General features: G+C 33.9%; 18 protein-coding genes. 12 read left to right on the forward strand and 6 right to left on the reverse strand.

Features of this window, described 5'->3' with window-relative positions; genetic code table 11:
- Nucleotides 1-25 precede the first annotated feature (25 nt).
- Nucleotides 26-739: a hypothetical protein gene (locus IMZ30_RS07650; protein ID WP_207037735.1), complete on the reverse strand. Its 714-nt coding sequence runs from the start codon at nt 737-739 to the stop codon at nt 26-28.
- Between the two features lie 906 nt (nt 740-1,645).
- Nucleotides 1,646-1,969, reverse strand: a complete 324-nt coding sequence (locus IMZ30_RS07655; RefSeq protein WP_207037736.1) for a hypothetical protein — start codon at nt 1,967-1,969, stop codon at nt 1,646-1,648.
- A 371-nt stretch (nt 1,970-2,340) separates the two neighbouring features.
- On the opposite strand from IMZ30_RS07655, the gene IMZ30_RS07660 reads away from it, so the two are divergent.
- The 11 genes from IMZ30_RS07660 (at nt 2,341) to IMZ30_RS07710 (ending at nt 13,950) form a co-directional block, all read left to right on the forward strand.
- Nucleotides 2,341-2,637, forward strand: coding sequence for a helix-turn-helix domain-containing protein (locus IMZ30_RS07660; RefSeq protein ID WP_207037737.1), 297 nt, complete (start codon nt 2,341-2,343; stop codon nt 2,635-2,637).
- Nucleotides 2,638-2,656: 19 nt separating this feature from the next.
- On the forward strand, nt 2,657-4,858 hold the full coding sequence (locus tag IMZ30_RS07665; RefSeq protein WP_207037738.1) for an N-6 DNA methylase: 2,202 nt from the start codon (nt 2,657-2,659) through the stop codon (nt 4,856-4,858).
- 32 nt (nt 4,859-4,890) lie between these two features.
- Nucleotides 4,891-6,291, forward strand: a complete 1,401-nt coding sequence (locus tag IMZ30_RS07670; RefSeq protein WP_207037739.1) for a restriction endonuclease subunit S — start codon at nt 4,891-4,893, stop codon at nt 6,289-6,291.
- A gap of 3 nt (nt 6,292-6,294) precedes the next feature.
- The gene (locus IMZ30_RS07675) at nt 6,295-7,125 is read left to right on the forward strand and encodes a hypothetical protein (protein WP_207037740.1); all 831 of its coding nucleotides are present in this window, start codon (nt 6,295-6,297) and stop codon (nt 7,123-7,125) included.
- Nucleotides 7,126-7,184: 59 nt separating this feature from the next.
- A complete protein-coding gene (locus tag IMZ30_RS07680) occupies nt 7,185-7,568 on the forward strand; it encodes a hypothetical protein (RefSeq protein ID WP_207037741.1) in 384 nt (127 codons plus the stop codon).
- 24 nt (nt 7,569-7,592) lie between these two features.
- Nucleotides 7,593-8,615, forward strand: a complete 1,023-nt coding sequence (locus tag IMZ30_RS07685; RefSeq protein ID WP_207037742.1) for a virulence RhuM family protein — start codon at nt 7,593-7,595, stop codon at nt 8,613-8,615.
- Between the two features lie 3 nt (nt 8,616-8,618).
- Entirely contained in the window at nt 8,619-8,942 is a 324-nt protein-coding gene (locus IMZ30_RS07690) for a hypothetical protein (RefSeq protein WP_207037743.1), read from the forward strand.
- A 463-nt stretch (nt 8,943-9,405) separates the two neighbouring features.
- Nucleotides 9,406-10,521, forward strand: a complete 1,116-nt coding sequence (locus IMZ30_RS07695; RefSeq protein ID WP_207037744.1) for a DUF4268 domain-containing protein — start codon at nt 9,406-9,408, stop codon at nt 10,519-10,521.
- A 516-nt stretch (nt 10,522-11,037) separates the two neighbouring features.
- Nucleotides 11,038-11,325 carry a DUF6922 domain-containing protein gene (locus IMZ30_RS07700; RefSeq protein WP_410523989.1) on the forward strand — a complete coding sequence of 96 codons (288 nt, stop codon included), beginning with the start codon at nt 11,038-11,040 and terminating at the stop codon, nt 11,323-11,325.
- A 2-nt stretch (nt 11,326-11,327) separates the two neighbouring features.
- Nucleotides 11,328-12,074 carry a nucleotidyl transferase AbiEii/AbiGii toxin family protein gene (locus IMZ30_RS07705; protein ID WP_207037746.1) on the forward strand — a complete coding sequence of 249 codons (747 nt, stop codon included), beginning with the start codon at nt 11,328-11,330 and terminating at the stop codon, nt 12,072-12,074.
- Nucleotides 12,075-13,521: 1,447 nt separating this feature from the next.
- The gene (locus IMZ30_RS07710) at nt 13,522-13,950 is read left to right on the forward strand and encodes a DUF6943 family protein (RefSeq protein ID WP_207037747.1); all 429 of its coding nucleotides are present in this window, start codon (nt 13,522-13,524) and stop codon (nt 13,948-13,950) included.
- A gap of 340 nt (nt 13,951-14,290) precedes the next feature.
- On the opposite strand, the gene IMZ30_RS07715 is transcribed toward IMZ30_RS07710, so the two are convergent.
- From IMZ30_RS07715 to IMZ30_RS07730, 4 genes are read right to left on the reverse strand one after another with little or no spacing between them, the layout of a single operon-like run.
- Nucleotides 14,291-14,491 carry a hypothetical protein gene (locus tag IMZ30_RS07715; RefSeq protein ID WP_207037748.1) on the reverse strand — a complete coding sequence of 67 codons (201 nt, stop codon included), beginning with the start codon at nt 14,489-14,491 and terminating at the stop codon, nt 14,291-14,293.
- 6 nt (nt 14,492-14,497) lie between these two features.
- Nucleotides 14,498-14,755, reverse strand: a complete 258-nt coding sequence (locus tag IMZ30_RS07720; RefSeq protein ID WP_207037749.1) for a hypothetical protein — start codon at nt 14,753-14,755, stop codon at nt 14,498-14,500.
- Nucleotides 14,745-15,197: a DUF5675 family protein gene (locus tag IMZ30_RS07725; protein WP_207037750.1), complete on the reverse strand. Its 453-nt coding sequence runs from the start codon at nt 15,195-15,197 to the stop codon at nt 14,745-14,747. The genes IMZ30_RS07720 and IMZ30_RS07725 overlap by 11 nt, the downstream gene beginning before the upstream one ends.
- Entirely contained in the window at nt 15,197-15,952 is a 756-nt protein-coding gene (locus IMZ30_RS07730; RefSeq protein ID WP_207037751.1) for a hypothetical protein, read from the reverse strand. The genes IMZ30_RS07725 and IMZ30_RS07730 overlap by 1 nt, the downstream gene beginning before the upstream one ends.
- A gap of 231 nt (nt 15,953-16,183) precedes the next feature.
- Here IMZ30_RS07730 and IMZ30_RS07735 point away from each other — a divergent pair, with 231 nt between their 5' ends.
- The gene (locus tag IMZ30_RS07735; protein ID WP_207037752.1) at nt 16,184-16,384 is read left to right on the forward strand and encodes a hypothetical protein; all 201 of its coding nucleotides are present in this window, start codon (nt 16,184-16,186) and stop codon (nt 16,382-16,384) included.
- The last annotated feature ends 327 nt before the right edge of the window (nt 16,385-16,711 follow it).

Here is a 16,711-nt window from a genome sequence, read left to right on the forward strand (position 1 = left end):
CCAAAGTAATCGTCTAAGCTACTATCTATATATTCGGGTGTTGTACCTCTTGTGATAATTGTTTGATGGTCTTCACGCCGTCCACCGCCTTCAAAATATAACGAATCCCTTTTCCATCAACCAATTCAAAGCCTGTAATTCTACCTTGATTTTTCTGAGGATAAATAGCTACATTTTGTAAGGATTTTAATCTAGCTTCACCAGTTTGATGGTCAAATATAAAAGTTCCGCTAATCGTTGGTAGATTAATCGAGAATTTATCGGGGAGTAAATCTTTTTGGGGAGTAGTTAATGAGGTTAATTGATTGAAGACAGTTACACGCTTTGTATTAGATGTGAAGAAGTTATCATATACGCCATTAAGATATCCAACGCCGCCATCATCAGGCTTACCTCTAATTTGCCTACTAATGCTACCACCAGCTGATAGGCTCCAGCTTATACCAACACTCGAAGCAGTTTCATTGACCATAACACCTTGTGAATGGTATTTAAGAGCAATAGGGAGTGTTAAATCAGGCGTGCCAATACTGTAAACTGGTACACTTAAATTGTATAAACCAGATGAATAGTTAACAGGAATTTCGCCGAACTTCATCAGTGAAGAGGCTTCTGGTGTGGGTGCTACAATTCTTGGGAGTTGTGGCGATTCGGGCTCTTTAGGAGGCTTGGGTTCGTCGATTTGTGCATTAACACTGGTAAAAAGGAGAATGAAATAAAAACTAAAAAAAAATTTCATAAGGTTAGGTATTAAATTTTACTAAATTAAAACAAATATATATGTTCAAGTTTGTCTTTGAAAAGTTTTCTTGTTAAATTATTAAAGTTTAAGGTTTATCAGATGTTAAATACTAAAACCTGTCTCAACCTACAAAAAACGCACAACTCCCCATAAAATAAAATCCTAATTAAACTTTTAAGCTGTCAGAAATCAACTTTTTATTAAAATCATAAAAGGAGTGTTTTATAAAGAGGGAAGAATTTATGATAGCGATCGCGCCCCGATCTCTTCGTTACCTATGACTTCCCTTATAGCCTATAGGTGAATCATCCAGCATACATAAATTCACAATTTAATGATAATAAAAAGATTTGTCAATAAATAAGAAAGGCTTTGTAAAAACCCCCAAAATGGATATAGAGACGATGTTCGCTTCTTGAGTCACGTTAACAATCTCATCTTACAGGATTTTATCAAGACCCGACTCTACAAATATACAAAGCTTTGTAAATTTAAAAAAAAAGGGAATGTTCTATTATAGCGTCCTCTCAACAGGCACTCTGCGTAACTTAAGACTTCCCTTTAAAGCCATAAGTGCATCATCAAGCATAAATAGAACTTAAATCTTTAAATCAAAAAAAATGATGATTAATTAAAAAGGAAAGCTAACAGTGGCCTCGGAGCATCCGAATCTAACCAATCAAACCCTGTTCTTTATTCAATTAGTTATTACACAGCACAACACCATTAGCCTCAAGACTAAAATAATAAAGACCATAAAAAGGAAAGGACTTAAAGGAGCCGTCCATGTAAGGCCAGAGGGAGTATTCAACATTTGCTTCCTAAGTCGCATCGAATGTTTATTGAAGGGTCCTTTAAATCCCGACTAAACAAATATATTTAAATATAGGCAAAAACAAAACTCTATTCTAGAGGAGCTTCGATAATTTCTATTCCCTCGATATACAGATAGCCACCTTTAATCTCCAGTTGTAAGCTGTATTTTCCCATTCGATCATATTTACTTCTAAAGCTTTTCTTAAAAAACGTCTCAACAGCATCTTTGTAAACCTTAGGTATAAACTCATCTTTAAACCGTAATCCATAAAGACTTCGGGTCACTTCTAAACTAGCTTTTTTAGGATACTTAAAAGGACTAAAAACTTCACCTTTCAGTCGATAGGGGCTATCCTGACTTAAACCGACTATGGGCAAAAGAAATAAAAGCAAACAACATAAAAATTTCATAATAAATTCAAAACAATAAATATGCCATAATATAACTTGAAGTTGATTTTAATTATGGGGTTAAAAGAATCAAATAATTAAACTTTGGCACAAAATGCTTAATTTGCCAACGGTAAATCAAGAAATTCAACTTAAAACTAAGAAATTTCGAGATTCTGGATCAGTACTGAGAGAAACATACAATAATTACATAAACCTCAACTTACCACTTTAAGGATTCATAGGTTTTATGTATATGTCATTAAATCATCATTCTCTTTGCCATAAAATGATAAAGTTGAAAACTTGTTAAAAACCAATCTTTAACTTTTATGATCATTTGTTTTCTTTTACTTACCTTTAGACAATATTTGACAAGTCGAAAATTCACAATGAACTTTGGAGAACACATAAGAAGCATTAGAGAGCAGAAAAAACTGTTGTTGAGAGAAGTGGCATCACAAATGAATATGGATACCGCTTTGTTAAGCAAACTAGAACGTGGTACACGCTCTGCAAGAAGAGAACAAGTAATAGCTTTGGCAGTAGCACTCAATGAAAATGAAACGGAGTTGTTAAAAATTTGGATGGCAGATCGAATAACTGAAATGCTTAAGGACCAAAAAGACAATATAGAAATCCTAAAAATTGTTGAAGAAAAAATTAAGAACTTTAAAGATTTAGAATAAAATAACATCATCATACAATATGACACTTACCGAAATATTAAAAGATTCCAACTACAAGTTAACCCAATTTCAACCTGAACAGATAGAGCGTTTAGAGGCTACTATTTTTTCCAAAGATGTAAGAGGAAAAGAAACTCCATATATTAAATGTTTAGTACGTAATAAGGATATAAAGTTAACACCCGAAGAAGCGGTTAGACAACTGTACTTAATGGTACTCAATGAAGTGTACGATTATCCATTTGAAAGAATGGAATTAGAATATGCGGTAAGTTTTGGTAGGCAAAAGAAACGCGCAGACATTGTTATATTTAATAAAAAAGATACCCGTTCTATATTTTTGATTGTTGAACTTAAAAAGCCAAAATTAAAGGACGGTAAAGAGCAACTAAAAAGTTACTGTCACGCTACAGGTGCGACAATTGGAGTTTGGACTAACGGAGATTCAATTTCACGATACAACCGTAGAGATCCTAATTATTTTAAGGATATCCCTGATATACCCAAATCTTCTCAATCTTTGCAAGAAATCCTTCAAGAAAAATGGACAATTAACGATTTGATAAAAAATGATGAGTTGGCAAAGGATAAAAAGTCCTTAAAAGAAAAGGTAAAAGAAATGGAAGATGAAGTTCTTGCTAACGCTGGAGTTGATGTTTTTGAAGAATTGTTTAAACTCATTTTTGCCAAGTTGTATGATGAAATGGAAGGTGCTGATGACGAAACTAGAATTTTAGAATTTAAGAATGCTGGAGAGACTGAAAACGAACTTAAAGATAAGATTCAACGTATTTTCGACTTAGCTAAAGAAAAATGGCAAGGAGTCTTTGCAGACGAAGCAAAAATAAATTTAAGTTCATCTCATCTAGCTATTTGTGTCTCTTCTCTAGAAAGGGTAAAGCTTTTTAATTCAAACCTTGAAGTAGTTGACGAAGCTTTTGAGTATTTAATTAACAAAAGTAGTAAAGGCGAAAAAGGTCAGTACTTTACACCACGTTATGTCATTGATATGTGTGTAAAAATGATGAATCCACAAGAGCACGAGACTGTTATGGATACTGCGGCTGGTAGTTGTGGATTTCCTGTACACTCTATTTTTCATGTTTGGGAACAAATTATAAAAGACGAAGGAAAAGAAATAACACACTTATTCAGTGCAAAAAAGAAAACAGGTCGTTATAGTAAATACGTAAGAGATAATGTGTTTGCCATAGATTTTGATGAAAAAGCAGTACGTGTAGGCCGCACATTAAACCTAATTGCAGGTGATGGGGAAACAAATGTAATACATCTAAACACCTTAGATTTTGAAAGATGGAGACATAATTACAAGGACAGCGATTGGATGGACACATACGCATTAGGTTGGCGTAATCTTAAAAAACACAGAAAAATTAAAAATGAAACTAGTGATAATGAAACTTACGTAAATAGAGATTTTAACTTCGATGTATTAATGGCTAATCCTCCATTTGCTGGAGATATTAAAGAAAGTAGAATATTAGCGAAGTATGAGTTAGGTAAAAAACCAAACGGCAAATACCAAACTAAAGTAGGTAGAGATATCCTGTTTATAGAGCGCAATCTCGATTTCTTAAAACCTGGCGGCCGTATGGCAGTAGTTTTGCCTCAAGGTAGATTTAACAACAGCAGTGATAAGAACATACGCGATTACATTGCAGAGCATTGTAGAATATTAGCAGTAGTAGGCTTACACGGTAACGTCTTTAAACCTCATACAGGTACTAAAACTTCGGTGTTATTCTTACAAAAATGGGATGATAAATTATGTCCTAAAGTAGATGATTATCCTATATTTTTTGCCACAATGCAAGAGCCTAGTAAAGATAATAGTGGCGAAAAAATCTATGTTACAGAAAAAATAGTATCATTTTTTAATGAAGAAAATCATTTAATTGAGGTAAAACTTGATGATTACTTAGAACAATACGGAACAATCGAAGAAAATACTAAATACAAGATTAAAGCTTCTGGAAAAGTAATAGATGGCAATGAGTTCGCAAAACTAAACCTAAAAGTCGAAGAATATACTAATTTGGTAAAGCCTATTGTAACAGATAAATTTAAACTTGATACTCACGGTCACCTTATAGTAAAACATGATTTATACAATCACGATGGCTTAACCAAAGACGGTATTGCCGAAGCCTTTATTGAGTTTGCCAAAAAAGAAAAACTGTCTTTTGTGGGAAAGCGTTAAGCCCTTTTAACGAAACCCGTTATAGGGAACTGTTGGAAGGGCTGGAAATTAGTGAGGTTTTATATAGTGAAATGTTAGGGCATTCCATATCTACCAGAATTGATGCAGAATTTTTCAAAAAAGAATATTTAATTGAAGATGATATAATAGAAAATTATGGATCAAAAAAACTTGTTTCTATAACAGATAAAATAGATGTTGGTTTTGTAGGTTCAATGACAAGCCATTACAGAGAATCAGGAATTGTCCTGATTCAAACTAAAAATATAAGTTCTTTTTTACTTGATCTAAATAGTACAATTAAGATAACAGAAGACTTCCATAAATCACTGCAAAAATCTCAAATAAATTATCAAGATATACTAATTGCTAGAAGTGGTTCTTTTGGTAAAGCTTCTATTTATTTGGAAACAGAAACGATAAATTCATCTGACATAATTATTATTAAAGCCAATGAAACATTCATTAACCCTTATTTTTTAACTGCTTTTTTGAATAGTATTTATGGCGTAAATCAAATGATTCGTTTTGCAAGTGGTGGTTTACAAGGTCACGTAAATCTGACAATTTTAGAAGAGTTAAAAGTTCCTACATTATCTGAAATTTTCCAAGAGAGTATAGGCTTATTAATATCAACTTCATATGATTGCCAAAAAAAATCAAAAAGGAAGTATAAGCAAGCAGAATCTCTACTACTGAATGAAATAGGTTTACAAAACTTCACACCAAGTTCAGAAGGTATTAATGTTAAAACACTTTCAAATAGTTTTTGGGAAACAGGCAGATTAGATGCAGAGTATTACCAACCTAAATATGAAGAATATGAAAACTTAATAAAAAAATCAAAATTCAGCTACATTAGGGATGAATACATACATATAACTAAGAAATCAAAGAAAGAAAAAGAAGGTTATAACTACATAGAGATTGGAGATGTAAATGTTGGTGATGGTAGTAATGTTTCAAATTATAGATTAACGGAAGACCTTCCTGCTAATGCTAAAATTGCAGTAAAAAAAGGAGATATTTTAATTTCAAAAGTTAGACCTTATAGAGGTGCTGTTACTATTATAAACTCAGATTTAGATGATTTGATAGTGAGTGGTGCATTCACGGTTTTAAGAAGTAATCCTAAATCTATATACAATAATGAAGTATTAAAAGTTCTTTTGAGAACAGAAATTTATAAAGATTGGTTGCTACAATTCAACGTTGGTACTAGTTACCCTGTTATAAAGGATGATGACGTATTAAATATGCCGATACCTCACATAAGCGAAGCTAAGCAAAATGATATTGCTAAATTAATAGAAGAAAGCTTTGCTCTAAAAAAACAAAGTGAGCATTTATTAGAAGTAGCCAAAAGAGCGGTAGAGATAGCTATAGAAGAGGGGGAAGAAGAGGCTTTACAATATATCAACCAAAACAGTTAAAGAATGCCAGTTAATACAGAAAATATACGTCGTTGGATTGAGCAATCAGATATAGATTATATTACTCAGTATATAAAAGCTTGGATTCCTTTTAATGCTTGGTATAATGCAGAGTATAATAACCTTGATTCAGATAGGGCTAAAATAAATGCAATAAAAAATAGAAGTAATAGTATTCGTAATAAGGTCAATACTTTATTAGAAGGTAATGGACAAGAAAGTCAAGAATTTAAAAGTGTTCTAGCAGCTCTACATAGTGAGTTATTAAATAATCAAATAGACTCTCAAATTGGTAGGATATGGTTTAATGATATTGTTAAAAATCAAAATCCTGAAAATTTAATAGATAATGAGAGTATTAGGACAATTCAGTATTTTTTGAGAAGAACAGATGGTAATAGACTTGGAGATGTACAGCAAATGCTAGTAGTATTAAGAGATAGAAATGGAGTTGAGTTTTTTAATTATAATCATACAGAATATAATTTGACACATTTGCAAGCAGATGCGGATTTCCTTGGGCTCACACCTGCTCAACAAGAAAATGTAAGACTTTGTTTTAATAGGTTGCAACCTGTAGTAATAACAAATGCAATTGAGGTTCATCTAGAAACGCAGCCTTATAACCATTATCCTTGTGATGCATTTAATTTTAAAAGAGATGCAACAGATGCACATTGTCCTGCTCATATAGTATGTAAAGGACTAATTGAAATACTCTATCAATTACGTAATGTATTATTTCACGGAGAACTTGTACCTAGTGAACAAAATCAAAATGTATATAAAAATGCTTACTTCTGTTTAAAGCATTTACTACCATCAATTAGATAAATAATATGAAACAAAAAACGATTATAGCGGTATCAGGTACAGCTAATATTGGCAAATCAATGACTATTTCAAGTCTAGGACGTCAAATAGTAGCAGCTGGTGGAACAGCACCCGATGATGTTACAACGAAAGATTATAGAGCAGTAATAAAGTATTTAAGTAAAATAATTGGAGTACAAACCTATGGAGATACAGAGGATCTGGTACAAAGTGGTTTAGATGCACTTTTAAATCATAACTGTGATATTATTGTAATTGCATCAAAGGGTTATGGTGCTACGGTTGATGCTATTGGAGCTTTTGCAGGAACTAATGGCTATAGGCTAATCTGGACGAGTCCATATGAAGTCAGAGATGGCTCAATCCCAACGACTACTATAAAAGATTATGGTGCGTCTCATTTACTTTTAATGATAAATGATATAATATCTGGTAGCTTATAAAAACAAATTAATATTACTAATAGTATGGCAGACCATTTACCAAAAGAAAGCGAGTTTTTACTGTACACAACACCGCAGGGTGAGGTAAACTTACAGGTACTCATTTTAGACGAAACCGTTTGGCTCACACAAGAGGGGATGCAAGAATTGTTTGGTAGAGCAAAATCTACCATTAGCGAGCATATTTCTAATGTATTCCAAGAAGGAGAACTAGAAAAAGAGTCAGTTGTTCGGGATTTCCGAACAACTGCATCAGATGGTAAAAAATACAATACCTCGTTTTACAATCTAGATGTAATTATTTCAGTAGGCTATCGTGTAAAATCGTTTCAAGGTACACAATTCCGTATTTGGGCTACAAAAACCTTACGTGAATATATTATCAAAGGCTTTGCTATAGACGATAACCGTTTAAAACAAGCACAAAGCACATTCGGTAAAGACTATTTCAGAGAGTTACTCGATAGAGTTCGCTCTATACGTGCCAGCGAGCAACGCATTTACCACCAGGTAACACAAATATTTGCAGAGTGTAGTATAGATTATAATCCTAAAAGCGAGATTACTAAAAATTTTTATGCAATGGTGCAAAACAAATTTCATTTCGCCATTACAGGTCAAACAGCAGCCGAAATTATTCATAAACGTGCAGATAGCAAAAAGCCAAAAATGGGCTTAACCACATACAAAAATGCACCAGACGGCAGAGTCTTAAGAACCGATGCTAAAATTGCAAAAAACTATTTAGAGGAAGATGAAATTAAAGAGTTAGAACGCAATGTTTCTGGCTACTTCGATTATATCGAAAACCTAATCAAAAGACGTAACACCTTTACTATGCAAGGTCTTGCAGAAAGCGTAGACAAGTTTTTAAACTTTAACGAATATCAAATTCTAGAAGGTAAAGGACGTATTTCAAACAAACAGGCAGTTGCAAAAGCAGCTAAAGAATATGATACATTTAATAAAACCCAAAAAATCATTTCAGATTTTGAAAAACATTTGAAGGCACATAATAATTATAATAACGACAATAAAAATAGTTAGCCTATGATAACATCAGAATTACTAGCATTTCAATTTGAAATATTTATGATGAAAGCTTATAAATTAGATAAACGGATAAGAAGACCTTCAAAAGCTGAATTTAAAAATTTAATTAGAGCCGATAAGCAAGGGGCGTTCTCCAAAGAAATTAAAATATTAAAAGGTAGAATCGATCAAGCTATTGAGATATTCTTTAAAAATGATGCAAATCATGAATTTCAGGAAAAATGGAGTCTTTTACAATCATTAAATACAAAAGCTAAAAGTAGTCATGATCTCGAACTAATAATTAAACAAGGCTTAGAAATAACGGCACAATTCAAATAAAGTCATAAATATATTTAAAACTTTTATTGATCCAAGACACCTCAAATTCAACATCCTAAATTTTAATTGGCCACCTAAGCTGCTTAGGTTTTACTTCTCATTAGATAAGATTGAAGATTGTGATACGTTACATTTTTCTTAATGGACAGATAAAAAACACTTTGATGGTCTAAATAGCATCAACAAATAGAATTATTAAAGTTCAGCAGGTTTAGATATTAGATAAAAATAGATGTCATAAAGATCACCTTAGCTCAAACCACACAAGCATAAAAAAGGAGATTGATAAAATTTGCTCTGAGTTAAACTCAAAAATGCAACGACTTTTATTGATGTTAAGCGGTGTTTCTAGAATCACCGCTTAACATCAATTTAAAAACCCAATAGTCTTTTAAAATTAATAATAATTTTAAATGTTTATATTTGAGAAGCAACAAATACATAACCAATAATCAACTTGTAGATGTATCTCATCAATAAACTAAACAACAACATTTCTAAACTAAAACAAAAAACCTTTTCTGAGTTAAAACTCAAAGAAAGAGAACACCTTCAAGAATGGATTGCCAAAAATCCAAATTCCTTAGGCGAAGAATTACTCATCATTCAAAAAGAGTTCAGCGGTTTTAATAATACCAACGAAAGACTAGATTTATTAGCACTAGATAAATATGGTAATTTAGTCATTATAGAAAATAAATTAGACGATTCCGGTAAAGATGTAACTTGGCAAGCCATAAAATATGCATCTTATTGCGCAAGCCTTACCAAACAAGATATCATTAAGATCTACCAAGATTATTTAAAATCTTCAGCAGTAGCACAAGATAAAATTTCAGAGTTTTTTGACAACAAAGACATTTCAGAAATTGTACTCAACCAGGGCTTAAATTCTCAAAGACTAATCCTGGTCGCAGCTAATTTCAGAAAAGAAGTCACTTCCTCCGTGCTGTGGCTGATGAATTTTAAAATCAGAATTCAATGTTTCAAAGTAACACCATTCGAATTTAAAGATAATTTATTTTTAAATGTAGAACAGATTTTACCTACTAAGGATACAGAAGATTTTGCCATTAGCATAGCTTCAAAAGCACAACAAGAAATTGAAACCCTAGAAACTTTAAAGAATAGCCATAGAAAACGATTAAACTTTTGGGAACAGTTTTTAGAGGCCAGTAATAAAAAAAATAACCTGTTTACCAATCATTCACCGTCAAAAGACAATTGGATAGGTAAAGGTATTGGTATGAGCGGTGTGAGTTTAAACTTGGTGGCATCAAGTACTTATTGCAGAGCCGAAATCTTCATCAACAAAGGAGATCAAGAATTAAATAAAGAAATGTTCGACTTCCTATTTAGATTGAAAGATGAAATAGAACATGCTTTTGGAAACAAGCTAATATGGGAAAGAATGGACGAAAATGTTACGTCACGCATCAAAGCTCAAATGAATGGCGTAAGTTATTTTAACCAATCCGATTGGAATAAAATGAACGATTTCCTAATCGATGTGTCTGTTAAAATGAAAAAGGCTTTTGATAAACCCGTAAAAAGACTAAGTGATTTCATGAAGAAATAATCAATAGGTGTTTTAGGCTTATAATCATATAAAGAAACTTAACTCAATTTTAGAGCATAAAATATTATCATTTGATCTTATTGCACAAATTATTGAGCATTTCAAAAAAGTAGGTGTAGTACCGGTAATTAAAAATTAAAGCAGGTATCATCTTCACAGCTCAAGCCATAAGCAACTTATTCTATCACAAGCTTAAAAACCCATCTACTGCAGTAATAGTTAGCTTAATAGTAAATTTAATTATAGCTTATGGCCCAAGCTTTTACTAACATCGCTTCAAGTTCAGTCTAATTGTTTTCGTTTCCAATCAACCACAAGCCGTGTTTCTGCAAAACACCGCTTTCGATGCTAACATTTTACAGCATTCTTTGAGTAATCAAGTCATATAAACATTATCATTTGTTTGGGGACGCAGAATAGGGTAGCAACATTCGGGGGCAGGTAATACGTAGTACCGTCAAATAGGTGTTAAATTGTTTTGTTGTAATGTTTTATATTCATTATTTTGTAATGTATATGAAAGCTAACAGGAACATATTAAATGTCTTTCCAAAATATTTGTTTTGGGATATGGACAGGAGTAAACTTTCTTTAAAAAGAGATAAAGAAATTATTATTCCCAGAGCTTTATATGCTACTACTAAAGAAACATTCTCTAAAGATATTTTGGTTCTAGAGCGTTATTACTCAAAAAGCGATATTTTAAATATTTTAAAGCATACCAAAGAAAATATTAGCAATGAGGTGTGTGTACTCGTTAGTAAACGCTACAATACGGCACCTTTTTATCGTTACGCAGTATAAGCATGCAAGCGGTTTCCTCTGCACTATTTAAAACTATTATAGAATTACAAGCTTTACCTAGTTTGTCTATGTTTGCCTTAGCAGGCGGTACAAATTTAGCATTAAGATTTAATCACCGTATATCTGAAGATATTGACTTATTCTCTACATCTATAGTTGGTTTTAAAGGCTTTGAATCTATCGCAGCTGAAGTTAAATCATTTTACGGTGACCAGGTTTTAAACATGAGTTACCCAGTTAGAGAAAATGATCAGTTCGTATTTCTACGTTTTTTAATTGTAAAAGATGATGTCACTATAAAAGTAGATATCATTCACAATATGAAAGCACTTTATCCTTTTGAAACATATAAAAAAATCAAGTGTTATGATGTAAATGATATTGGTTTGTTCAAATTGGTAAGTTGTGCTAACAGACCTGCAAAAAAAGATATTTATGATTTAGAGTATATAACAGATTCAATACAACTACTAGATTTATATAATCTCTTGAAAGAGAAAAAATATAAATTTAACAAACCAAATGATAGAAATATCTTCGATTTAGACAAAGCACCAGACCCAATAGACGATCCTTACACACTTTTGAAATTTGACAAAACAAAATTTAAAAACAGCAGACATTTTCATGCTCATGATAATATTAAAGTTGCTACAAATGCAAAATCATGGGTTGAAGCTAGAATCTATTGGCGTCAAAAGGTAAAAGTTTTATATGCAAAATTAGATATTCCTTATAAAAGCAAATAGTGTAATTTTCCCCAGCAAAACAAGTATAGCTTCCGTTGCTCTTCAGCTATACCCATTTTGCTTCCCCGCAGTAAAAGCTATATCATGTTTCTAGGTATATGAAGGTTTATGATAATAGCATTTACTTTTTGCCTTTGCGTTCACTAGCATTTTCATAACAAATTCAGTCTAAGTAGTAACATCCTAAAGTATCGTTTGCATAAATATTAATCGAACTAAATAGCAATATTCGTGGGCAGGTAATAAGGTGTGCCACAGCACCGCTGTTTTGCTCCAAAGCACATCCCTACAAGGGTAATTCGTTTAAGATCTGATCTTTTGTGTAAGCTAAATCTTAGGTTCAGTTAATCTTAAAGTTTAAAATGTCCCTTGTAGGCACCAGCTTCAGCACTAAGCGCCTTCCATCCTCAGGCGCTTTTAGTCCTGAAGCTTTGTGCTTTTTCACACACGCCAGTGCAGTGTCACCCGCTGTTCTCTTTTACCCTAACACCCGAAGCGGTCAAGCCAAGCTTGTTTATTCGCATTAGGGTAAAACCACAGCTGCATGTTTCGCGAGCCTGCGCATCGTGCCTACCACTTACCAAGTAAAGTCAAGTTGAGTAGTCTTGCCGTACATAAGTTAGCCTACCTGTACATCGGCTATAGAAATATAACTCTCTCATTAATGTTGTCAAGTTGTGTACAACTGTTGAGCTAAGGCTAACCCATGCCGGCAAACAGTCTGGAGCGCTACCATGTTAAGGGCAAGCTAGTTTTTAGTTCTCTTCAACTGCTCGTTAAATGGTTGTCTATACTTGCTTAAACTTCAAAACTAAACATCGAAGTTTCATCATTTTCAGCGACATTGGCTTCAATTTGAGGCTTAAAGCTTCATAACATCTGCATCATCGCCCTTAAATGCCAGCCCTCCCAAATTGGTTTTGACTTCACTTGTTAAGTGGCGCATACGTTGTGCTAATCTTGCTATTCACAACGTCCTTTTAGCACATAGGCACTCAACTCGCAGTCGGCTCGCGCCTTCGGGATTACCTGCCCTGATTCAACATTTGTACGGGCTAGACTTGTCTAACTTCAATCAAACCTCAGTTATTTGACTTACCTAAGCATGCTGGTTTTTGGGTTTGTATAGCCGTCTTCAAATTGACTTCAATACTTGCTTTAGTTTTGAATAAAAAAATAAAAATCTAGGCAAGTATATCAGCCTTTCCACCACCCAAGGCTAGTCCTGTAAAGCTCAAGCCAAAGGTTTTTCATAAAAAATGAAGCCTGCTTTATTTGACCTTTTGTTTATTAAAGTTTTTCAATAAGCTTTATCCAATTTTAGTCCATTTTTTTTGAAAAAAGCTTGACAGTCCTGCCACAAGGCTGATGTTTACAGCCTATATTTTTCTTTTTCTGAAAAAAATAGTGAGCGAAGCGAATGAACATAATTTTTAAAACCATAACTATGTTCAAATTGAATGCTTACAAGTTGAAGGTTTATGTTGAAAGCCATAAACCAACCAAAAATCCAAAGTTTTACATCTTAAACAAAGGGAACAATGCTGGCCGACCGATGGTCTTGCCTTGCCCGAATTGCTTTGTGGTCTCAACCAAAACTGAAACCGAACGCGATAGCCTGTATTGGCTGTGTTATTCGGCTTGGCAAACACAAGGGTTTAGACCGTTTTTAAGGGGTTCGGTAATTCCTTTTATAACCACAGGCGACACCAAGTTTGTGATTAATGAATGTCTTATCAACCTCAACGCATCCCGACTCATGCAGCAGGTGAAATCTTTTAAAGCCGTTCAAAAGCAACAAGAATTGTTGAAGCTCCAATTGCAGAAATATGACGAGCTTAAACAGATCATCGCCCTCAACATGCTAAAGGCTTAATTAAAAACCCTTCTTAATTGAAGGGTTTACTTATTGAAAGCCTTTGGTTGACAAGCTTGCACATGCTGAACTTAACTTTTGCTTTTATTATTGAAAACGAAAAAACGTCCCCACTAACATGAGGACGTTTCAACCTAACCAATCTATTATGAATTATGCCATTAATAAGCGATATAAAATTAATAAATTACGCTCAATTACAGCCCTAAAAGCCGATGATTTATGATTTTTTTGACTCACAACAAACGAAGTTTTGGTGCTCTAAACATACAGAAATACAAAAACCCTGTGGGGAGCAGGGCTTTCTAGGGATAACCAAATATAAGCATAAATAGCAAATTTACCTAGTGTTTTTTTTACGCTTTCGCTTGCGTTTAAAGTGTTTTCTCAGCTGTTTAAATGCTACTGAACTTACAAAACTAACCGCCGATCCAAACACGGCCAACACACAAGTGGCCGCATAATCGTCAAATTGTAAGCTCCCCAATACACTGGATAAAGTACCACCAATATAACCGATGCGCCCATGTCCTAGTACCATAAGCCATTATTTTTGGGTTGACTTTCCTTTGGGATCATCCAAGACTTCCGCCGCTTGATCATCGGCTTTAGTGACCACCTGACTCACCGCCGAAACTGCTGTTCCAACCGCCAGTCCGTAACCAGCAACGCTAACCACCAAGGCAGGAAGCGCAACAGGAGCAGTTAATAGAGCACCCGCCACAGCGGTGATGCCTAAACCAATATTTCTTAACTTCTTGAAAAACCGAGGGGTTTTTGATTGATAACGTTCTTTAATTGTCATGTCTCATTTGTTTTTGTTGAAGAATATGATCTTCAAAATGTGAACTTCGCACTTCTAATTCTACCCTGTGTTTAGCCATAAAATAGGGGCGAAGCTTGCCTAAAATATGCTCTAAAGCTTTCCGAGAGGAATAACCTCTGGCAATATCGACTAAGCTGCTAACAGGAGCAATACAGCCTTCTAATTCGGTGGAAGCATCATTGGCAGGATGCATCAAAATCCAACTCCTATTCGGCACATCGTCCAGTTGAAGATGCCATTTGAATTTTGCTGAATACCTCATTTTTAACTCATAAACACCATCAGGAATAGCTGAAATATTTCGTTGATTCCTTACCCAAGGAAGTTCTATCGTAAAGCTTAAAAATTCATCAAATAAATAAAGGGCACCAACCGTACCATGCGGAAAATGCCCTCTATATAAGCCTAACTTTACCAACATTAGTCTTGGTCTACCGCTACAACGCTTAAAGCATTGTAAGCACCGTTTTTAAGCGGATACATCGTACCATTGACTTCTTGGAAAAATTCAACACCAATCACCTGAATTAAAGGTAGGGTAGAAGCTGCTGTAACACTGGCGCTGAGGTTAATCAACGAAGTGGTGGCATTATCCCATGGCAAAATACTTGACTCATCCGAATCAAACACTGAAGTTTCATTCACAAAGTCTAATTCTGCTAAACCAGTCACAATTTTAAAATGCGTTGTTCCACCAGGAGCTGCAATCATTGTTGCCGGCTGAAACGGATCAACATCAACTGTGCCTTCACCTGTGACGCGATCTAAATTCCCTTGGTAACTAGCGTAAAGTGTACGGCCTAACTTTGCCTTCGAGTTGAAGTCAAAGTCTTGCAAAAGTCCCATGTTACCATCTTGAACGGTACGCAAACCACGATCGTTAACCGTATCTGATTTAACCACCTGGACCAAACGCTTTTGTAAATTAGCAGTGACACGTTTGTCGGTCACATTTTGCAACAACAACCGAATCGCATCCCGTAAAATTTTACCGCCTTTACCAGCTCTTCCAAATTCAGAACCATTTTCTCGCGTTCTTTGAAACGCAGGATCATTTTTGATTCTGTTGCCATCAACACCACCTTTTTCTCTTGCGAGGTGGCCATCAGAGGTCTTGTAAAACGAAATTCCGCCTACAGTGCCTTTCAATTTAATAATACCTGTTTGTCTAGCCATAATAAATATGTTTTGAGACAAAGCAAAGCCTAATAAGCGGCTGTCGCAAAAGTTCTGTCACTTATGGCGTAATTGTCAGTTTTGGCGCAATAGTCACCTTAAACGAGTTTAAAATAGCTTAAAACAAAGTATATTAGCTTAATAAGTTAATGAAAAGCTATGTAAACGTATGGATAGAGCATAGATAAAGTAAGTCTTTAATTAAATTTACCTAAATGGCACTAAATACTAATGAAAGTTAAAAAGCGCATCCAAGTTCACTCTACTGATATTCAAAATATCACTGGCTTTAGTTTGAGACATTCACAACGAATACTTCAGCAACTTAGAAAAATGAATGGTAAAACTAAGCAACAAATTGTCACCACTTACGAGCTTGCAGACTATCTAGGAGTAGACCTTAAAATCATTGAAGATTTTATAGAAAGTTAAAATATATTTGGTCGTATTTGGTTATATTTATAATCAAGTTCTTATTAATCAGGATAATATTGAAAATCTTAATTTAGGGAAATAGTATCAAATGAAAAGTGACCTATTCGGTTACCTACTTAAATCAAAGTTTTTTAAATCGTTGTTTATCAGCTTTTTATATTAGTTGTTCATCGGGCTGCCACCCCGACTTTTAGCCTTGTAAATTCAACTAAATTTTACTAAATAGTTGATTATCAAGGCTTTTTTGTTTTTATAGGTTACATATTTTACCATATAAAACCACTTTTTTGGTGTCCAAATTGGGGACAACTTTTTAAGCCTTGA

Origin of the sequence: Psychroflexus sp. ALD_RP9 (assembly GCF_017311165.1) — a bacterium.
Classification (GTDB): domain Bacteria; phylum Bacteroidota; class Bacteroidia; order Flavobacteriales; family Flavobacteriaceae; genus Psychroflexus.